The following is a 17,602-nucleotide window of genomic DNA, read 5'->3' as shown; positions in this document are numbered from 1 at the left end:
ATAGTTGTTTATTTAATCATATCTACGATAATTTCCAGCAAAAAGCCGACATTTTTTTTCTCCGCTTTGTATATTGAGTAGCCCTTTACTGAGTGTCATGGCGTAAGTACAGCCATCTTCATTGTTGGTTATTTGGGCTAAATCTGTATTTTGGCTATATGCTAAAAAATGCTGTTGTTGTTGATTTGAGTAACCATAGCCATCAATTTTTAATTTATTTTGCTCGAGTTGATGAAGTTGTAAATAAACTTGCTGTTTAGCAACTTTACCATGTTGATATTTAATAAAATGTTGTGTAAGTGCTTGGTTGAGTGTTGCAAATTCATTAAGTTCTTGAGTGCGCTGGGTAATTTGTTGAGCAAGACATTGTTTGGTTTTACATAATTGCATACGCTTTTGCCATAAATGATGAGTCATATCTAAAATAGAGCGTGGCGCATTACTCACAAAATTTGTTTGTTCAGTGAGTGTAACAAGCTTTTTTTTATCTAACTCATTTTGCTCTTGGCATAAATTTTGTGTACAAAGGCGATCATTTGCGTGTGCTTGGTCGTACGCGCAAATGATTGCGAGTATGACACTTATTTTTTTTATATAGTTCAAAACCAGATGCATGTGTACGAATACTTTAATAATCTAATGCTCATGCTAATATAGCGAAATCGTGCTAAAGAATACAAGAATTCATTTTTCTTTAAAGGAAATTTATTGTGGTTGCAAAAGTAAGAATTGGTCAGGGTATAGATGTTCATGCATTTGAAGATGGTGATTTTGTAACATTAGCGGGTTTGCAAATACCGCATACTCAAGGCTTAAAAGCCCATTCAGACGGTGATGTTGTTTTACATGCACTCAGTGATGCTTTATTAGGTGCATTAGCACTTGGAGATATTGGACAACATTTTCCAGATACAGACGATGCATTTAAAGGGGCCGATAGCCGTATTTTACTTAAAAAAGTATATCAGCTCATCCGTGAGCAAGGTTATCATTTAGGAAATGCAGATATGACCGTGGCGTGCGAACGCCCAAAACTTGCTAAACATAATTTAGCGATGCGTCAAAGTATTGCAGACGTGTTAGAAGTTGATGTTTCACAAGTGAGCATGAAAGCAACTACGACTGAACAGCTCGGTTTTACTGGCCGTCAAGAGGGTATTTTAGCAACGGCGACAGTACTTCTATTTGCAGACTAATTAATTGGCTTGATTACATAAATTTTGTAGTTCTTGAGTGGCTTTACGACCTTGAAGTTGTAATGCCACGTTATGTACAAGTCCTGTCCATGTTTCATTCAACTCCCAAATTTGTTCTAGTAGTTGCTGAGCTTCTACCATATCCATACCCATGTAATATTGTCTATACAGATAAACCAAAGCACTGACTCGTAAATTTTTAGCACAATGTACCCATACACTCTGGTTTTGTACTAAAAAATCAATAGTATCTAAAGCAAACAGTGCTTGTTCTGGAGCGGGTGTGTCCCATGAAATAGGAAGTTGAATATAATTTAAGCCTAAATCTAAACAGATGTGATCTTCATTGGTGAGATGGTCGGGTGAATTGCCTAATGCTAAATTAATGACTGTTGAAATACCATATTCTTTGATATGACGTAGTTGTTCTGCATTGGGCTGCCCTGAGCTAAATAAATGCTCGTGTACATATTGAAAATTTGGAATTTTACAGAGAGTTTCTTCAAGATGATTCATAATGTTTTTCATAAAAAAACGCCATCAATGATGGCGTAAGTTGAGCTTAACGATGTGGTAACACATCTTTTAATGCATTGTGCATTTCTAATAGCACGTTTTCAGTGGTATCCCAATCTAAGCAACCATCAGTGACAGATTGTCCATACTCTAAATCACACAGTTGGGAAGGAATGTCTTGACGCCCCCCCTTTAAATGACTTTCTACCATTAATCCAACAATAGATGTGTTGCCATTTAAGATTTGCTCAGTCACATTTTTGAGTACGAGTGGCTGTAAGTATGGGTCTTTATTTGAATTGGCATGACTTGCATCAATCATAATATTTTTGCTGACTTTTGCTTTAATCAAGGCATTTTCAGCTTGAGCAACTGATGTTGCATCATAGTTTGGCTTGCCATTACCACCACGTAATACAACGTGACCATATTTGTTGCCACGGGTACTAATAATCGCAACTTGGCCGTCATTATTTAGGCCCAAGAAATTATGACCATGTTCAACGGCTTGCATGGCATTAATCGCTACAGTTAAGCCACCATCTGTACCGTTTTTAAAACCAACCGGTGAAGATAGACCCGATGACATTTCACGGTGGGTTTGGCTTTCAGTAGTACGCGCGCCAATGGCAGACCATGAAATTAAATCTTGTAAATATTGTGGTGAGTTTGGGTCTAGTGCTTCGGTTGCACAAGGAAGGCCTTTTTCATTGAGTTCGAGCAATAACTTACGCCCAATATGTAAGCCCTTTTCAATGTCGAATGAGTCATCCATATTTGGGTCGTTAATTAAGCCCTTCCAACCCACAGTCGTACGTGGTTTTTCAAAATATACACGCATTACAATACAAAGCGTATCTTTCACTTTTTCACTTAATGCTTTCAGGCGGTCTGCATATTCGTGAGCCGCTTTAGGATCATGAATAGAGCATGGCCCAATCACAATAAAAATACGTTTATCTTCACCGTCTAGAATTTTACGAATACTGTCGCGCCCTGTAACGACTGTTTCATACGCTTTTTCTGACAAAGGCAGGATTTTTTTAAGCTGTGCAGGCGTGATGAGTGTTTGAACATTACTAATATTGACGTCATCAATATCATTTGAGGTAATAGAATGAGATTCTGAATGATTCATTGCCTTCACTAATCGCAAAATAAATTAAGTAAGATGAAAGAACTATATAGGTCATGGCGGTAAAAAACAAATATTATCATACCGTGAACAGATAAGTTTTTAAAATAGGCTTTAGTATGATCATGGCCTATTTTTTAGATTTTAGCTGATTGTTTCTCAAAACCAATAAAAATATGAGTGGTGTGGCAAAGATCCAAAATGAGAAAAAAGCGACACTATAGCTGTAGTGTTGGCTAAGTAATATAAATGTAGTAAAAAATAATCCAAAAGCCAGTGCTTTAAATACACGAGGCTTTTGAGCAATGATGGCTAGCTTTGAGACAGATACAATTTTTTTTTGCTTATCACTGCTTAAATACAAGAGATAGAATGAAAAGTAGCTCATGGCCCATGCAAAAATAATGATCATACTTGATTTTCCTTTTGCATGATTTTTTGCTGAATTTTCTTGGTTGCTTGCTGTTGGATTGGATGAATATTTTTAGTAATAAAACCTGCAAGTAATGCGAAGAACCAGAAAAATATATCTACTTGAACATAGTTGTAATACTCAGAAATTTGTTTGATATAGCTGTATCGCCACAATATAGCCATATTTAAAATAGGTAGAGCTATGGCTAAGATGGTAAAAATAGATAACTGCGTACGCCATAAGTATTGTTTTTTACATAGTAAAGCGAATAAAAAGCTTAGCCCCCAAACGCTAAAAAACACAACAATTTCTTGGTTGTTGGTACTTGAGTGAGATAGTGTAATAATACGATTGGCATAAAAATAACAGAGTACGGCCATAGGTAAGCCAACAAAAGTCGCAATATTCAGCCGATCTACCATATAGTGGCCAAAATGAAAGGTATTTTTTTTATTTTGGATTTGACGTTTCAAACTCCAAAGTAAAAGCCCTGAAGCCACCATAAAACAACCGAGTATGCCTGAGAAAAATAAAGCCACACGAATGATTGGTTCGGCAAAAGGTGCCATATGTAAGCCATATACGCCATTGTATAAGGTCGCCACAGGATGAGTGTTGCGTGTATCTGCAATTAATTGTCCTTGCGCACTAAATGTAACTTGAGAGGCATTTTGCGTAATCGAGCGATCTTGTTTTTGTTTAATAGTAATTTCAGTGGCCGTTGTGAATGGCTTTTTGACTTCAATAGTATCAATTAATGGTTGATCAGGCCAATGTTGCTGTAAATGTTGACTGATTTGTGTAGCCGTTAACATAGGTGCAATTTGTACTTCTTTTGCTGCTATTTTTGTTTGACTGCGTAATTCAGTAAAAATGTCATAGTTATTTTGAGGATAATATTTTTGAATAGCAGATGGTAAATATAAGTAAAAAAACATGACTAACCCTGTGAGGGTAATCGTGAAAAAGAAGGGTAATGCAATCACAGAAACAATATTATGGAAGTCAAGCCATGAACGTTGTGATTTAAATGTACGTAGGGTAAAAAAGTCAGTGAAGATTTTTTTATGGGTAATCACCCCAGAAATGAGTGCAATAAGCATTATAAATGCAGCAAAACTGACCAATAGACGGCTAAATACAATAGGTAGGCCAAAAAGCTGAAAGTGAAAATTATAAAAAAAGTCTCCGCCTTCGGTCGGGAGTAAGTTTATTTCCTGCTGTGTGCGAGGGTCTAGTTGTTTAAAAACATAGCTGCCATCATTTTTTTGCCAATAAATGGTATTAACGGGATTGTCTGTTGATGCGACTTGTATATTCCATGACTGTGCATCTATTGCGTTACGTTGTAAGTAGTCAAGGCTTGAAAGTATGGCTTGTGGTTGGGCGATTTGCATGTGATGAAAAGCAGGTTGTGTCCATGCCGTTATATCATGTCGATAGTATGATAGTGAGCCTGTTAAAAAAATTGCAAATAATAACCAACCAAGGAGTAGGCCTGTCCAAGAGTGTAACCAAGCCATAGATTGGCGAATTGATTTATACATCAGTTAACCTATGAGGTAAGACAGCCCGTAAAATAGCAGTGTAATCCCAAAACTGAGTAGGCTTAAACGTTGAATGGATTGAATTGAAAAGCAAGCAATAAAAAAAATGAGCGCAAAAATAATTGCACAAAATATGGCTAAAAAAACAGCTTCTGCACGAGGAATAACCTGTAGGAAAATCGCTGCTAAGCACAGGCTAAAATACACGACACAAAAATAACCAACAACACAAGACAGCAATGTGCGATAAAGCACATTGATTTGATGGGCATATTTATATTTTTGTATCGTGCTTTTCATGATTTAGTAGTTAAACTTCACAGATACAGTGTAGTTCGCAGGCGCACCATAATAGCCTTGGCCATCTTTTAAACCTGTAAGATATTTTTCATTACCAATGTTTTTGGCATTAAGCTGTAAGTTAATATGGTCATTGACTTTGTAGCTCGCCATTAAATCAAACAATGCATATGCACTTTGTGTAATTGTCCCATTGTGTGAGCTAGATGCTGGGTCACGAATACTGTCTTGCCATTTTACACTTGCACCCACTTTCACTTGTGGGAATTGTGGAATAGTATAGTTTGCCAAAATATTAAAGGTTTGAGTTGGGTTGTACTGGCGAGGGTTTACACCTGTTTCAGTATTTTTTAAGCTAAATTTTGTGTAGCCCGCAGAAAGCTCAAGATCATTGGTTACTTTACCGCCTAAACCAAGCTCGACACCTTGAGACCGTACTGTACCTAAGTCAGAACGGTATGCTGTACCCGCAAAGGTTGGGTTTAATGCAAAGTGGTTTTGCTCTGTACTGAAAATTGAAATAGAGCCTGTTAAGCGCTCATCTAACCATGTGCCTTTCAGACCTGTTTCATAGCTTTTACCATCAACAGGTATTGCAATTTGATTGGTTGCATTGTCAATGACGGTTTGAGGCCTAAATATAGAGGTATAGCTCATATAGCCTGTGTACTGCGGGGTAAAGTTGTATGTTAACCCTGCATAAGGTGACGTTTTGTTTTTTACATAAGTATCTTTAAAGTTAATTTCAGAGAAGTTTGCCCCTAAAATAAGCTTTAAGTCATCATTTAGATGTACACGTGTTGCACCATAAAGTGAGCGAATAATATATTGCTGTGTACCTGCATCACTTAAAGTTGCCCAAGTCGGTTCACTTGGTGACCAACTTGCTTGATCTGTTGTTAAGCCAATATAAGCCCCAGCAGCAACATTATTCGTCACACTTTTAGACCATGTGTAACCAAAGTTTGCTTCATGGCGTTGGCCAAAGAGCGGAAATGTTCCTGAAACACTGGTATTAAAGGTTTGTTTTCTAAACTTTTGGTTATAAATGTCTGGATACAAGTAAATACCAGATGTGTTGTCAGTTGCACTTGGATTTCCCCAAAGATAAAGCATTTTATCTTGTGCGGTAGAGTTCTTGCCATCGTAATTTAACTTAGCAACCCAATCGCCACCTAGCTTTTGCTCAATACTTGCAAAATAGTTATTAATGGTCCAGTCGAAATAAGTCCAATCTGGTGCATAGTTATAGCTACGTGCATAGCTGAGTTGCTGACCTGCAGTATTGGTCAGCGGTAAAGCACCCCATTGTGAACCGTTGGTGAGTTGATTGGTGCGAGAAAAACCTACAGACGCTTTAGTGCTGTCAGAAAGATCAGCATCTATAATTGCTTGAACCCCATTTTTTTCTTCAGAGTATTTATCTAAATATGAGTCGCCTGTTTTTTCATAAGCAGTAATACGACCACGTACGTTACCACTTTGTGTTAAAGCACCTGAAATATCTGCTTCATAGCGTTTAGTACTCCAAGAGCCATAGCTGAAACCTGCATTGGCCTGAAACTCTTGAGTTGGACGTTTTCTAACATAGTTAATGGTTGCACCAGGGTCACCAAGTGAGTTGGTGAGCGCATCTGCACCTTTAATGACTTCTACACGGTCATAAAAATAGCTGTCATCATCTGAGCCATTGTAGTTGTAGCTATCTACTTGAGGGATACCTACGCCGTCATACAAAATATTAGAAATATCGAAACCACGAGCAGTATAGGTTGTGCGGTTGGTTTCTAAACCTGTCACAGTCACGCCTGGAGTGTTGCTTAAAATGTCACGAGTACTGGTCAGGTTGAAGTCATTCATTTGCTGACGTGTGACAACATTGACCGTTTGTGGGGTTTCTTGAACAGATAAATTTAAACCAGTTGCGCTGGAATTATTTTTAACAGTATAGGCATTCGTTTGTTCGGAAGGCTGTACAGATGATTTTTCAGATTTAGAGTTAATGGTAGGAAGTACGGCTGTGGCTGAATTATCTGCAGCATATACACAAGACATACTCATTGTTGCAACAATAGCAACAGTAAGGGGAGAGAGTTTGTATTTCATGTAAAGATTCCCTAAATCTAAATGAAAATAATTTGCAGTATCATTACTATATTTGTATTTTTTTGCAAGTGTCCTTTTATGGTTTTAGTGAGTTTTTACAATTAAATTGTAAATTTTAGGTGTTGTATTTCACGATCTTATTTTTTTTATGTGATTTATTTTGTTGTCTAGTTATTCTGGTTTTTTATTCCATATATATTATGAAAGAAGAGTGCTTGCAGATTGTAAGTTTATTTAAAACATAAAACTAGGTTAAAAGAATTTTGTTATTTAAATTGGGTCATAGATTCTTTTCATGTTATTTCAAGCAGGCACATCTTTGATGTAAATAAAGTATAAAAAGTCACATCATTATTGCGATTGTATTTTACAGTGCAGTCTTGTTGTAATGTATTTATAATAGTGATAGACAAAAAATAAGGTATAGACCTGTGCAAAAACGTAAACTTAGAATCGGTATTGTTGTTGGTGAGGTATCTGGCGATACGCTCGGTGCTGAATTGATTCGACAGTTTAAAGCACAAGGAGTTGATGCAGACTTTGAGGGCATTGGTGGCCCGCAAATGATTGCAGAAGGGTTTAATAGCCTTTACGCCATGGATACGCTATCCGTTATGGGTATTATTGAAGTTTTAAAAGACATTAAAGCGCTTTTTGCAATACGGGATGGTTTAATTCAGCGTTGGCAACAGCAACCCGTTGATGTTTTTATTGGTATAGATGCCCCTGATTTTAATTTAAGGGTGTCACAAAAAATTAAGCAAAAGCAATTGGCGATTAAAACAGTACAGTATGTGAGTCCATCTGTATGGGCATGGCGACAAAAGCGGGTGATTGGGATTCGCAAAAACATCGATTTAGTGATGTGTTTATTCCCTTTCGAGAAGCATTTTTATCAATCTCATAATGTACCTGCAATTTTTGTGGGGCATCCTTTGGCAAAACAATTACCATTAATTGATGATATTGTTGCTGCGCGCCAAGACCTCGGTTTAGCTAAAGATCAACAATACATTGCTTTATTGCCAGGTAGCCGTGGTTCAGAAGTACAACGCCTTGTACCATTGGTTTTTGGGGCTGCAGAAATTTTACAACAGCATGGTTATGTCGGCGAGTTTTTAGTTCCTGCAATTAACGAGAAACGTAAAGTTCAAATTCAACAGGTACTCTCTACATTTTCAATGAATTTACAGCGCAGTGTTAACATTTTAAACAATACATATACAGATGCTAAAATTGGTCGGCAAGTCATGGCTGCGAGTGACGTTGTTGCATTGGCATCAGGTACAGCAACGCTTGAGGCGATGTTACTGCATCGCCCTATGGTGACATTTTATAAACTTAATCAGCTAACTTACTGGTTAGTAAAAAAAATGATAAAAATACCTTATGTATCGCTACCAAATATTATTGCAGGTAAAAAAGTCATTGCGGAATTGGTACAGCAAGATGCAACACCTGAACGCTTAGCCCAAGAAATACGCTATTTGATGAATCATGAGCAAGCGCAACTACAAAAAATGCAACATCTTAGTATGCATAAACAATTGATCTCTGGTGAAACAGAAGATCCTGTTTCAGCAATTTTGGCGCTGATTTAGTATTTTATACCGTAGTTCGAATGATCAGCTCATAGCCTGTATATTTTCTCAGGTTAATCACGCCTGTATCCATAAGTAAATATTGACCTTTAATGCCTTGTAATACCCCTGAAATATGGGGGGTTTTATCTAGGTTGTGGGATTTTATTTTGGTTGGATAGTGCTGAATGGGGTAGATGAACTCTCTAACGGGTTGTTGCTCCATATATTCAACGTGTTCATCAAATTCCATATTTAAAGCAAACTCATCGGAGATGGCTTCGATTTGTTCTTCAAACTCTAGGCATAGTTCATCACGAATAGACAGCAAGTCAATTTGCTCAGGTGCTGATTTTAGCAATTTACGCCAGTCTGTTTTATCGGCAACTTGTTCACCAAACATGGTTTCCAAATAGCCTGATAGTCGTCTTGATCCTACTTTCATAATAGGTAATGCTTGGCTTGCTCCTTGGTCTAGCCAGCGGGTAGGCATTTGGCTAATACGTGTAATACCTACTTTTAATGCACTTGAGTTTGCGAGGTAAACAATATGTGGTTGAAAACATATTCGATGTGCAAAACTTTCATCACGGCAAGTCCCGAGGTGGAAGTGACAAGTTTCCGGCTTCATAATACACATGTCACATTCTGCTTTGGTTTTAAAACACTGATAACAATGCCCTTGCGCATATGACTTCGGTGTTTTTTTACCACATGATGTACAGTAAATATGACCAGTCCATAAAATTTCGAGATGCTGACCTAAACTTAATGGGGTATCAACGACGGATTTGTTAAGAACAAAGCTATATTGAACATTGGCTTGTTCAGTATGTTCATCTTTCATACTGATATTGGCTAAATCGGCATGCATTTTATGGCAAATGCCTTGAAATTCCATATAAAATCTCTCTAAATTTTTAAAAGGTGCAGGTTATGGCAGAGCAAAATGTCATCACGTCTTTGCTAGACGATTTGGCTCAAGAGCAACCCATAAAAACAGCGTTGTGTGTTGGACAAAATATTGCACGCTTTGAAACCACACAACCAATATATTGGCAGTATTTTAACGTATCTGACCTGTTAAGTCTGCCATTTACACAGCGTTATGATTTAGGTTTTGTTGTACTGAATGTAGAGAGTATTACGGAGTGTACAGCAGAGCAAAAGTCTCAGGTATTGGTGAAATTAAGAGATTTGTTCGTGAAAAAATTGATTGTAATCTGTGAGCTAGATGACCAAAAGTTATTACGTTCACTCGGGTTTACTCAAATGCTGGGGCAGTATGCAGAGCTCGGACAAAAAATGATGTTATGGCAGTTTAATATTTTGACCTATAAACATGTGCCAGATTGGTTTAATTCTCGTTTTTGGGCGAACCCAGAAAATTGGGATAAATTTCGCTGGTAGGTATATATTCAATTTCGCTTGTATGAAAAAGTAACAGACAGCTACTTTAAAATGGGTTAGTCTTAAATCATAATTTAATCAGCGCAATAATAGAGGTTGTATAAATGACTGATCTGAGTAGTATTGTTGAAACTTTAGCAAAACAAGCATTAGGTAGCCAAAATAACCAAAGTTCATCGGGTTTAGGTGGTGTTTTGGGGTCAGTACTGGGCTCTTTAGGTAATAATAACCAAAGTAGTGGCTCTGGTATGGGTGGCATGTTAGGTTCAGTATTGGGTTCATTAACAGGCGGCTCAAATCAGCAAAGTACTGAAAATAATACATCTTCTGGTTCTGGTGGTTTTAATGCACAATCTTTATTGGTTGCTGTAGTGCCATTAATATTGTCATGGATTCAGCAACAAGGTGGCTTACAATCCGCTTTAGATAAACTGCGTGGTGCTGGTTTAACTAGCCAAGTACAAAGCTGGGTGAACCCATCTGCAAGCGGTGATGACGTATCACAAAGCCATGTACAAGGCCTATTTAATGACCAAGATGTACAGGATGTGGCAAATCAAACCCAAACAGATAAACAAGATGTATATGGTGCAATTAGCACAGTTCTCCCACAAATTATTAATGCATTAACTCCTCAAGGTGAACAATCTAGTTCACAAGAAGCGAATAACGATATTCAAAAAGTTTTAGGTATGGTGTCTGGCTTTTTAAAATAAGTCATGATTCAATAAAAAACCCAGCATATTTAATATGCTGGGTTTTTTATTGATATTTAAAGTGTCAAACAGCTTACAGGGCTGCTTTAATTTTTTCTGCAAAGATCTGGAGTTGTGCTTGATCTGCCATGTCTGAAGCATGATTTTTAAGTGTATGTATAGAGCTTGGAATTAAATGAAAATGCAGGTGGGGTACAGTTTGCCCAGCAGCTTCGCCAGACAATTGCATGAGTACAATACCTTTCGCATCGAGTGACTTTTCAAGCGCTAAAGCAATTTTCTGTACAACTTGTATCGTATGTGTCAGTTCAGAAGTGGGTAAGTCTAACAAAGTCACTGCTTCATATTTAGGAATGACCAGCGTATGGCCATCTGCTTGAGGCATAATATCCATAAATGCTAAGGTATGTTCGTCTTCATAGACTTTAATACATGGGATTTCTTGGCGTAAAATTTTTGCAAAAATATTATTTTGGTCGTAAGCCATGGTGTTTTTCCGAAAAATACAAGTGTTAAGCAACAACCAAAAGCGTTATGCATTTGGTTGTTACTTATACGGCTAATTACAGTTTAATGTCTTTTGGTTTTCTTTAATTTGATCTAAGCGTTGTTGTTCACGTTCGGAGAACTTTGGTTTATTGGTAAAGCAGTTGTCATTTCCATATTTTGCAATCGCCTCTGGCTCTTTAAAACAAAAGCCTTTCGCTGCATAAATGAGGTTGTAGTCGTCTTGTAGTTTTTGGCAAGTGGGTGCAGATGCTAACGCATACGTGCTGAGTAAACTTGCACACATAAGAATAGAAAACTTTTTCATAAATACGTCCTTTGTTGCAATCATCGAAATGACAAAATTGCTCACCTTATACGCTATATATGCGGACATATATGCCAATTTCAAGGCTTACTCTATGGTTAGCTTATTCATTGATTCATACATTTTCGCTAAAGTGGAAAAATCACTGCCATCTTCAGATAAGTGACTTGCCGCTTGTACAAGACTTTGCGATGCGGCAATAATTGGTGCAGATAATTTGCTTTCACGGACTAAATCTAAAGCGATTCCTGTATCTTTTGCAAGCAGTGAGAGGGCAAAAGTAGATGGAAAGCTTCGGTTAAAAACACGGTTTGGTAATACACTTGAAGTAACTCCACTTTGACCACTCGATGCATTGATACAATCAAAGGCTTCTTGTAGGTTAACGCCGTGTGATTTGAGTGTAGATGCGCCTTCGCACGCTGCACATAAATGAATTGCAAGCAACATGTTATTGACTGCTTTTACAGCAAATCCTGCGCCTGAATCACCGACATGTTTAATGAGTTTACCCATGGTTTGCATGGCAGGTAATGCACGATCAAATGCCGTTTTTTGTCCACCAACCATAAAAGTAAGTGTTGCATTTTCTGCGCCAATGGTTTGACCACTGACAGGTGCATCTAAGTATTGTACGCCTTTTTCTAAGAGTATTGGTGCCAAGTTACGAGCACTTTCAGGTACACCGCTCGTACAATCTACCCAAATAGCGCCCGATTTAATGTGAACACTGGCCACTAATTTCTCAACATCTTGGCTTGTAGGTAAGCATGAAAAAATAATATCTGCCTGTACCGCATTTTCTAACGAAACAGCATGTGTGCCAAACTCTTGTGCATGTTTTTGTGCTTTTTCTGTCGTTCTGTTCCAGACACGGACATCACTAAATGCTTTTGGTAAATGCGATGCCATGCGGTATCCCATTGCCCCGAGTCCAATAAAAGAAATGCTTTGTGTCATTGTTGTCTCACATCTATTTGTGTTGAGTTGATTGTTTATCCTAAGTGGCTCAAAGCCATTCGTCTACTGATAAATGCACTAATATTTGAGATTTTTGATGCATAAATTTTAAAAAAATTCATGCTTTTGATTTATTTGCTGAAATTTTTTATCTATATCCCATCTTTATCACTTTCTACTTGACCCACAGATGTGTTGCTATTCAAAATGGAAACTAAATTTAAAGTAAAAAAGAGCTCAGAGTAAATAACATGCATGAAGAAGATGACTTATTTGGACCAAATACCTTAGCGATTCGAACAGGGCATGAACGTACTCACGAAGGTGAGCACAGTGAACCTATTTTTTTAACCTCTTCTTTTGTATATAAAAATGCACAAGAGGCGGCCAATAAGTTTCAAGGTAAAGAGTCTGGGAATGTTTATTCACGTTTTACAAACCCGACTGTCGCTGTCTTTGAAAAACGACTGGCAGTATTATGTGGTGGCGAAAGAGCTGTCGCTACAGGTTCTGGCATGGGCGCAATTTTAGCGATTATGATGGCTTACCTTAAAGCTGGAGACCATGTCATTTGCTCACGTGATGTGTTTGGCTCTATTGTTGGATTGTTTGAGCGTTATATTCGTAAATTTGGTGTCGAAGTTGACTTTGTGGATTTAACTGATTTAGCACAATGGAAAAATTTAGCGAAACCAAATACTAAAATGTTTTTTATGGAATCGCCATCTAATCCATTGGCTGTGATTGGTGACATTCAAGCGATTGCAGATATTGCACACCAGCATAATGCTTTATTGGTGGTTGATAATACCTTTTGTACCCCGGCTTTACAGCAACCCATTAAATTTGGTGCAGATTTGATCGTGTATTCAGCAACCAAATATATTGATGGTCAGGGCCGTGCATTGGGTGGTGCAGTTGTGGGTAAGCATGACTTACTTGAAGATGTGTTTTCTGTGGTACGTACGCTTGGGCCATCAATGAGTCCGTTTAATGCATGGGTGTTTCTAAAAGGTTTAGAAACGTTGAATTTGCGTATGAAAGCACATTGTGAGGGGGCGTTACAGATTGCACAATGGCTGAATCAACATGAAAAAGTCAGTAAAGTTTATTATTCTGGTTTGGAAACACATCCTGGACACGAGTTGGCTAAAAAACAGCAATCAGGATTTGGTGGAATCGTCTCTTTTGAAGTTAAAGGTGGCAAAGACGAAGCATGGAAAGTCATTGACAGTACCACTTTTATTTCAATTACGGGAAATTTAGGTGATGTTAAATCAACCATTACACACCCTGCAACCACAACACATGGTAAACTTTCAGCGCAAGCGCAAAAAGATGCTGGCATTGATGAGAGTTTAATTCGACTTTCTGTCGGATTAGAAGACATTCATGATATTATACGTGACTTATCTCGTGGTTTAGATTTGATATAACGTTGGAGCGTTTCTTATGAATATTAATATGTTAATGCAGCAAGCACAGCGCATGCAAAAAGATGTAGAAGCCAATGCGAAAAAGGCGAAAGAAGAGCTTGCACAAACAGAAGTTCATGCAGAGGCGGGCGGTGGTTTGGTTAAAGTGACCATGACTTGTCGTCATGTGGTGAAACGTATAGAAATCAACCCAGAGCTTTTACAAGATGAAGCAGATATGGTTGAAGACTTGATTGCGGCTGCAATAAACGATGCGTCACGCCAAGCAGAAACTATTTCTGAGCAAAAAATGAAAGCAGCCAGTGCAGGTACGGGTTTACCACCAGGTCTTTCAGGCTTATTTTAATAAGGTAAACAGGCATGTTTAGCCCAAAATTTGATGAGCTCGTTCAAGCGTTGCGTACATTACCAAGCGTTGGGCCAAAGTCGGCTCAGCGTATGGCGCTTAATTTAGTGATGAAAAATAAAATTCAAGCTGAAATATTAGCGAATGCATTACACAATGCTGTAAATAGTATTCGGAGCTGTCAAAAGTGTCACTCTTTGACTGAGCAAGATGTCTGTGATATTTGTTTATCTATTGAGCGTGATGATGGGCTAATGTGTGTTGTAGAGTCACCAGCAGATGTCATGGCCATTGAGCAAACAGGAAGTTTTCGGGGTAAATATTATGTACTTGGTGGACATTTGTCTCCATTAGATGGTATTGGGCCAGATGATATTGGCATTCCTGCGCTTATGGCACGTTTGCGTCAAGGCACTGTTCAAGAAGTAATTTTAGCAACCAATGCAACGGTAGAAGGTCAGGCAACGGCACATTACTTACTCGAAGCATGCAAACATTTACCTGTAAAACTTACGCGTATTGCACAAGGCGTACCACAAGGTGGTGAGTTAGAGTATGTAGATAGCCATACTCTAGGCCAAGCCATGCATCATCGCTTGCAATTTAAATAGCGCTTATATCATTATTGTTTGGATCTACAACATGGGTATGTATCAATTTATTCAAACGCAAAGCCAGCTTACCCAAGTGTTAGATCATATGGTACAGCATAGAAAATATGCGGCAGATACAGAGTTTTTAAAAGTAGATACATTGTGGCCCAAATTAGGGTTATTTCAAATTAATATCCAAGAGCAAATTTATCTGCTTGATGGGACTACTTTAGACTTGACTGAGTTTTGGTCATTACTTACACAAGCAGAAGAAAATATTTTTCATGCCTGTGGTGAAGATCTCGACTTAATATACTTTTATTCTAAACAATCACCGCTGACCAATGTATTTGATACACAGGTTGCATTGTCTTTTTTGGGACATGGTTTGCAAGTCAGTTATCAAAATGCATTAAAGCAACATTTAAATGTAGACCTTGAAAAAGATCAAACCCGTTCAGATTGGACAGCTCGTCCTTTAACGTCTGAACAACTGTGTTATGCGGCTAATGATGTGATTTTTTTGCCTAAACTGGCAAATTTACTAAAATTACAGCTTCAAGAAAAACACCTACTTGACTATGTAGTGGAAGATTGTAAAAGCTTAGCGCAAGAAATCTCTCGAAAAACAGTAACGTCAAAATTATATCAAGATGTAGGTAATTATCGACATTCATCTAGACAGCTCATGCAATTACAACAACTCATGGTTTGGCGTGAGCAATTGGTTAAAGCGGTCAATATTCCACGAAGTTTTGTTTTGAAAAATAGTGCAATGATTGATTTGGTTGAAAAAAATCCTAAAAGTATTTTTCAGTTGTCAGAAATAAAAAGTATACGTGTTTCGGTGATTCGAGAGCATGGTAAAACAATTTTAGACTTACTACGTTTTTTACCTGACAAAGAGCTTTGGCCTAAAAACATCTCTCGTCCAGTGAAGTATATTTCTGAACATGTTGCTGTTAAAATAGAGAACTTGGTTAGCCAAGTTGCTGATGAGTTGCATATTCCAAAAATGGTACTCATGCGTAAGAAATGGTTTAATGAACTGTATGTACATGTCACAGCTGGTACAACAGATCGAGTGACTTTGTCTCCTTACTTACAGGGCTGGCGATATGCTGTGCTCACACAACCTTTATTGTTGTTACTAGAACAAGATAAGGAAAACTTACTACAGCAAGTTGCTGTGAAACGACAATTTTAGTTTTCATACACATTACTTTAATTTAGGTGATTTATGCACTGTAATATTTATCGTTCAAGTAAAAAAGATGAAATGTATGTTTACATTGCAACAAATGAACAAACAGATGAAAGTATTGAAGGGGTAGACCCGCTAGAAATTTTGCCTGAGGCCATGCGCCAAGCTTTTGGTCGAGCAACGTTTGTAATGCATTTAGAGCTGACTGAAGCAAGAAGATTAGCAAGAGCAAATACTCTGCACGTGTTAGACTCATTGCAAACGAGAGGTTTTTTTATACAAATGCCTCCAGAAGGTTTGATTAATCCTAATGCGGTAGAACCAGAGGGGCTAAGAGGTGCTTAATACACAAACAGGAATGTTGCATCAGTTACTTTCATTACTTGATCAGTTTCCTGAAGGAGCGATTGCAATTTCTGTGTATTGTGGTGGTACATTCATTGTATTACTGTGTTGGTACCTTATTACAAAACCGTACTCCAAGTTTTGCGCAGTATCTTCTTTGGTCTTATTTGCTTTACTTGTCACGCCAACGGTATCTGAAGGAAATAATGCAGCTGTTTCGCCTGCAATTTTTGGTTTGTTGTTTGGTATATTAACCAAAGAGCATAATCTAATTTGGTTTAATGCTGCTGCAATTGTATTTGTGATAGGGCTTGGGTTGCTTAGTGGCTTTTGTATTATGAAGTTTCTAAGAGCTCGTGCATAAATCGATGTATATATGTAAAGTGTTTACAGTTTTAAAAGAGCAGATAAAATAAAACGCCACCGAGGTGACGTTTTATCATGCGACCATTGTGGCCATCTTTTGCCAATATTGTGCTTTATAACTGTCACGTTCTACACGGAAGCCTTGAATGTATAATTCAGCCAAGAACAGTGCAGATTTACCGTGTCCAGCACGTGCAACGTTTTCTAAGTCTGTTACAGCATCTTTAAAATTCATTTGTGATTGAATAGTATGAACTGCTGTAGTGTATACATGATCTAAATCATGTTGAGAGAGTTGTTGAATCATATTTAAATCTCCTAAGTGTTGTAATTATGATTTTAAGGACTTCTCACAAGTCCTAATAAGATATTAATTTAAACTTATTTTATTAAACTAATATTACATTCACACAATTGTGTCAACCCAATATTAGGGTTGCTGAGTAGAAAACTGATGTTACATGAATAATAAGTAAACAAAAAGTCTTTTGCTGAAAATTTTTAAGAAAAATTTAAGCAAATGTTTCCATTTTTTATGAAAAGCAAAGGATGTAATTAAAAAACATAGACATATACAATATTTGAGATAACCATTTATTTAGGATTGTTATCGTCGT

At 37.5% G+C, this 17,602-nt stretch carries 22 protein-coding genes; 10 read left to right on the top strand and 12 right to left on the bottom strand.

All coding sequences use genetic code 11. The features are described 5' to 3' along the window. Positions 1-12: 12 nt before the first annotated feature. A complete protein-coding gene (locus BLS38_RS09385) occupies positions 13-615 on the bottom strand; it encodes an A1S_1983 family putative colistin resistance protein (RefSeq protein WP_092748929.1) in 603 nt (200 codons plus the stop codon). A gap of 95 nt (positions 616-710) precedes the next feature. On the opposite strand from BLS38_RS09385, the gene ispF reads away from it, so the two are divergent. Next, positions 711-1,196, top strand: coding sequence for a 2-C-methyl-D-erythritol 2,4-cyclodiphosphate synthase (ispF, locus tag BLS38_RS09380; protein ID WP_092748927.1), 486 nt, complete (start codon positions 711-713; stop codon positions 1,194-1,196). On the opposite strand, the gene BLS38_RS09375 is transcribed toward ispF, so the two are convergent. The 6 genes from BLS38_RS09375 to BLS38_RS09350 form a co-directional block, all read right to left on the bottom strand. Further along, on the bottom strand, positions 1,197-1,712 hold the full coding sequence (locus tag BLS38_RS09375) for a protein tyrosine phosphatase family protein (RefSeq protein ID WP_092749087.1): 516 nt from the start codon (positions 1,710-1,712) through the stop codon (positions 1,197-1,199). A gap of 46 nt (positions 1,713-1,758) precedes the next feature. Next, positions 1,759-2,850 carry a 3-deoxy-7-phosphoheptulonate synthase gene (locus BLS38_RS09370; protein WP_092748925.1) on the bottom strand — a complete coding sequence of 364 codons (1,092 nt, stop codon included), beginning with the start codon at positions 2,848-2,850 and terminating at the stop codon, positions 1,759-1,761. Positions 2,851-2,977: 127 nt separating this feature from the next. Then, a complete protein-coding gene (locus BLS38_RS09365) occupies positions 2,978-3,259 on the bottom strand; it encodes a hypothetical protein (RefSeq protein ID WP_092748923.1) in 282 nt (93 codons plus the stop codon). Continuing rightward, the gene (locus BLS38_RS09360) at positions 3,256-4,809 is read right to left on the bottom strand and encodes a PepSY-associated TM helix domain-containing protein (RefSeq protein WP_092748921.1); all 1,554 of its coding nucleotides are present in this window, start codon (positions 4,807-4,809) and stop codon (positions 3,256-3,258) included. The genes BLS38_RS09365 and BLS38_RS09360 overlap by 4 nt, the downstream gene beginning before the upstream one ends. Before the next feature lie 3 nt (positions 4,810-4,812). Beyond that, positions 4,813-5,109 (bottom strand): hypothetical protein, encoded by a 297-nt coding sequence (locus BLS38_RS09355; RefSeq protein ID WP_092748919.1) that lies wholly within the window; start codon positions 5,107-5,109, stop codon positions 4,813-4,815. Between the two features lie 3 nt (positions 5,110-5,112). Then, positions 5,113-7,215 carry a TonB-dependent siderophore receptor gene (locus BLS38_RS09350; RefSeq protein WP_092748917.1) on the bottom strand — a complete coding sequence of 701 codons (2,103 nt, stop codon included), beginning with the start codon at positions 7,213-7,215 and terminating at the stop codon, positions 5,113-5,115. Between the two features lie 431 nt (positions 7,216-7,646). Between BLS38_RS09350 and lpxB the strand changes: the two genes are divergently transcribed. Beyond that, positions 7,647-8,816 (top strand): lipid-A-disaccharide synthase, encoded by a 1,170-nt coding sequence (lpxB, locus tag BLS38_RS09345; protein ID WP_092748915.1) that lies wholly within the window; start codon positions 7,647-7,649, stop codon positions 8,814-8,816. A gap of 4 nt (positions 8,817-8,820) precedes the next feature. On the opposite strand, the gene BLS38_RS09340 is transcribed toward lpxB, so the two are convergent. Beyond that, positions 8,821-9,696, bottom strand: a complete 876-nt coding sequence (locus BLS38_RS09340) for a DUF2797 domain-containing protein (protein WP_092748913.1) — start codon at positions 9,694-9,696, stop codon at positions 8,821-8,823. A gap of 35 nt (positions 9,697-9,731) precedes the next feature. On the opposite strand from BLS38_RS09340, the gene BLS38_RS09335 reads away from it, so the two are divergent. Together BLS38_RS09335 and BLS38_RS09330 are read left to right on the top strand one after the other, a co-directional pair. Beyond that, positions 9,732-10,205 carry a DUF6231 family protein gene (locus BLS38_RS09335; protein ID WP_092748911.1) on the top strand — a complete coding sequence of 158 codons (474 nt, stop codon included), beginning with the start codon at positions 9,732-9,734 and terminating at the stop codon, positions 10,203-10,205. A gap of 104 nt (positions 10,206-10,309) precedes the next feature. Next, entirely contained in the window at positions 10,310-10,921 is a 612-nt protein-coding gene (locus tag BLS38_RS09330; protein ID WP_092748909.1) for a YidB family protein, read from the top strand. Positions 10,922-10,994: 73 nt separating this feature from the next. Here BLS38_RS09330 and BLS38_RS09325 read toward each other — a convergent pair whose 3' ends face one another. The 3 genes from BLS38_RS09325 to BLS38_RS09315 form a co-directional block, all read right to left on the bottom strand. Continuing rightward, positions 10,995-11,408 (bottom strand): HIT family protein, encoded by a 414-nt coding sequence (locus BLS38_RS09325; RefSeq protein ID WP_092748907.1) that lies wholly within the window; start codon positions 11,406-11,408, stop codon positions 10,995-10,997. A gap of 72 nt (positions 11,409-11,480) precedes the next feature. Beyond that, positions 11,481-11,714: a YARHG domain-containing protein gene (locus BLS38_RS09320; RefSeq protein WP_425283481.1), complete on the bottom strand. Its 234-nt coding sequence runs from the start codon at positions 11,712-11,714 to the stop codon at positions 11,481-11,483. 108 nt (positions 11,715-11,822) lie between these two features. Continuing rightward, positions 11,823-12,734 carry an NAD(P)-dependent oxidoreductase gene (locus BLS38_RS09315; RefSeq protein WP_280137756.1) on the bottom strand — a complete coding sequence of 304 codons (912 nt, stop codon included), beginning with the start codon at positions 12,732-12,734 and terminating at the stop codon, positions 11,823-11,825. A 212-nt stretch (positions 12,735-12,946) separates the two neighbouring features. Here BLS38_RS09315 and BLS38_RS09310 point away from each other — a divergent pair, with 212 nt between their 5' ends. The 6 genes from BLS38_RS09310 to BLS38_RS09285 are packed head-to-tail and all read left to right on the top strand — an operon-like array spanning position 12,947 to position 16,983. Further along, entirely contained in the window at positions 12,947-14,131 is a 1,185-nt protein-coding gene (locus tag BLS38_RS09310; RefSeq protein WP_092748901.1) for an O-succinylhomoserine sulfhydrylase, read from the top strand. A 16-nt stretch (positions 14,132-14,147) separates the two neighbouring features. After that, positions 14,148-14,477, top strand: a complete 330-nt coding sequence (locus BLS38_RS09305; protein WP_092748899.1) for a YbaB/EbfC family nucleoid-associated protein — start codon at positions 14,148-14,150, stop codon at positions 14,475-14,477. Between the two features lie 14 nt (positions 14,478-14,491). Next, positions 14,492-15,088: a recombination mediator RecR gene (gene recR / locus BLS38_RS09300; protein WP_092748897.1), complete on the top strand. Its 597-nt coding sequence runs from the start codon at positions 14,492-14,494 to the stop codon at positions 15,086-15,088. A 37-nt stretch (positions 15,089-15,125) separates the two neighbouring features. Further along, positions 15,126-16,277 (top strand): ribonuclease D, encoded by a 1,152-nt coding sequence (locus BLS38_RS09295; protein WP_092749085.1) that lies wholly within the window; start codon positions 15,126-15,128, stop codon positions 16,275-16,277. Positions 16,278-16,310: 33 nt separating this feature from the next. Further along, a complete protein-coding gene (locus BLS38_RS09290) occupies positions 16,311-16,619 on the top strand; it encodes a YcgL domain-containing protein (RefSeq protein WP_092748895.1) in 309 nt (102 codons plus the stop codon). Between the two features lie 13 nt (positions 16,620-16,632). Beyond that, on the top strand, positions 16,633-16,983 hold the full coding sequence (locus tag BLS38_RS09285; protein WP_092749083.1) for a hypothetical protein: 351 nt from the start codon (positions 16,633-16,635) through the stop codon (positions 16,981-16,983). A 75-nt stretch (positions 16,984-17,058) separates the two neighbouring features. On the opposite strand, the gene BLS38_RS09280 is transcribed toward BLS38_RS09285, so the two are convergent. Further along, the gene (locus BLS38_RS09280) at positions 17,059-17,292 is read right to left on the bottom strand and encodes a hypothetical protein (protein ID WP_092748893.1); all 234 of its coding nucleotides are present in this window, start codon (positions 17,290-17,292) and stop codon (positions 17,059-17,061) included. Positions 17,293-17,602 lie beyond the last annotated feature (310 nt).

Origin of the sequence: Acinetobacter boissieri (assembly GCF_900096955.1) — a bacterium.
Lineage (GTDB): Bacteria > Pseudomonadota > Gammaproteobacteria > Pseudomonadales > Moraxellaceae > Acinetobacter > Acinetobacter boissieri.
The sequence above is the reverse complement of the archived record's forward strand: the minus strand, read 5'-3'. Positions and strand labels throughout refer to the sequence as shown.

What these genes read in the sequence shown, in the direction of transcription:
- BLS38_RS09335 (WP_092748911.1), top strand. Translation starts at nt 9,732, where the DNA reads ATGGCAGAGCAAAATGTCATCACGTCTTTGCTAGACGATTTGGCTCAA.
- BLS38_RS09290 (WP_092748895.1), top strand. Translation starts at nt 16,311, where the DNA reads ATGCACTGTAATATTTATCGTTCAAGTAAAAAAGATGAAATGTATGTT.
- BLS38_RS09330 (WP_092748909.1), top strand. Translation starts at nt 10,310, where the DNA reads ATGACTGATCTGAGTAGTATTGTTGAAACTTTAGCAAAACAAGCATTA.
- BLS38_RS09350 (WP_092748917.1), bottom strand. Translation starts at nt 7,215, where the DNA reads ATGAAATACAAACTCTCTCCCCTTACTGTTGCTATTGTTGCAACAATG.
- BLS38_RS09285 (WP_092749083.1), top strand. Translation starts at nt 16,633, where the DNA reads ATGTTGCATCAGTTACTTTCATTACTTGATCAGTTTCCTGAAGGAGCG.
- BLS38_RS09385 (WP_092748929.1), bottom strand. Translation starts at nt 615, where the DNA reads ATGCATCTGGTTTTGAACTATATAAAAAAAATAAGTGTCATACTCGCA.
- BLS38_RS09360 (WP_092748921.1), bottom strand. Translation starts at nt 4,809, where the DNA reads ATGTATAAATCAATTCGCCAATCTATGGCTTGGTTACACTCTTGGACA.
- BLS38_RS09375 (WP_092749087.1), bottom strand. Translation starts at nt 1,712, where the DNA reads ATGAATCATCTTGAAGAAACTCTCTGTAAAATTCCAAATTTTCAATAT.
- BLS38_RS09295 (WP_092749085.1), top strand. Translation starts at nt 15,126, where the DNA reads ATGTATCAATTTATTCAAACGCAAAGCCAGCTTACCCAAGTGTTAGAT.
- recR (WP_092748897.1), top strand. Translation starts at nt 14,492, where the DNA reads ATGTTTAGCCCAAAATTTGATGAGCTCGTTCAAGCGTTGCGTACATTA.
- BLS38_RS09280 (WP_092748893.1), bottom strand. Translation starts at nt 17,292, where the DNA reads ATGATTCAACAACTCTCTCAACATGATTTAGATCATGTATACACTACA.
- BLS38_RS09310 (WP_092748901.1), top strand. Translation starts at nt 12,947, where the DNA reads ATGCATGAAGAAGATGACTTATTTGGACCAAATACCTTAGCGATTCGA.
- BLS38_RS09325 (WP_092748907.1), bottom strand. Translation starts at nt 11,408, where the DNA reads ATGGCTTACGACCAAAATAATATTTTTGCAAAAATTTTACGCCAAGAA.
- BLS38_RS09305 (WP_092748899.1), top strand. Translation starts at nt 14,148, where the DNA reads ATGAATATTAATATGTTAATGCAGCAAGCACAGCGCATGCAAAAAGAT.
- BLS38_RS09320 (WP_425283481.1), bottom strand. Translation starts at nt 11,714, where the DNA reads ATGTGTGCAAGTTTACTCAGCACGTATGCGTTAGCATCTGCACCCACT.
- BLS38_RS09340 (WP_092748913.1), bottom strand. Translation starts at nt 9,696, where the DNA reads ATGGAATTTCAAGGCATTTGCCATAAAATGCATGCCGATTTAGCCAAT.
- BLS38_RS09355 (WP_092748919.1), bottom strand. Translation starts at nt 5,109, where the DNA reads ATGAAAAGCACGATACAAAAATATAAATATGCCCATCAAATCAATGTG.
- BLS38_RS09370 (WP_092748925.1), bottom strand. Translation starts at nt 2,850, where the DNA reads ATGAATCATTCAGAATCTCATTCTATTACCTCAAATGATATTGATGAC.
- BLS38_RS09365 (WP_092748923.1), bottom strand. Translation starts at nt 3,259, where the DNA reads ATGATCATTATTTTTGCATGGGCCATGAGCTACTTTTCATTCTATCTC.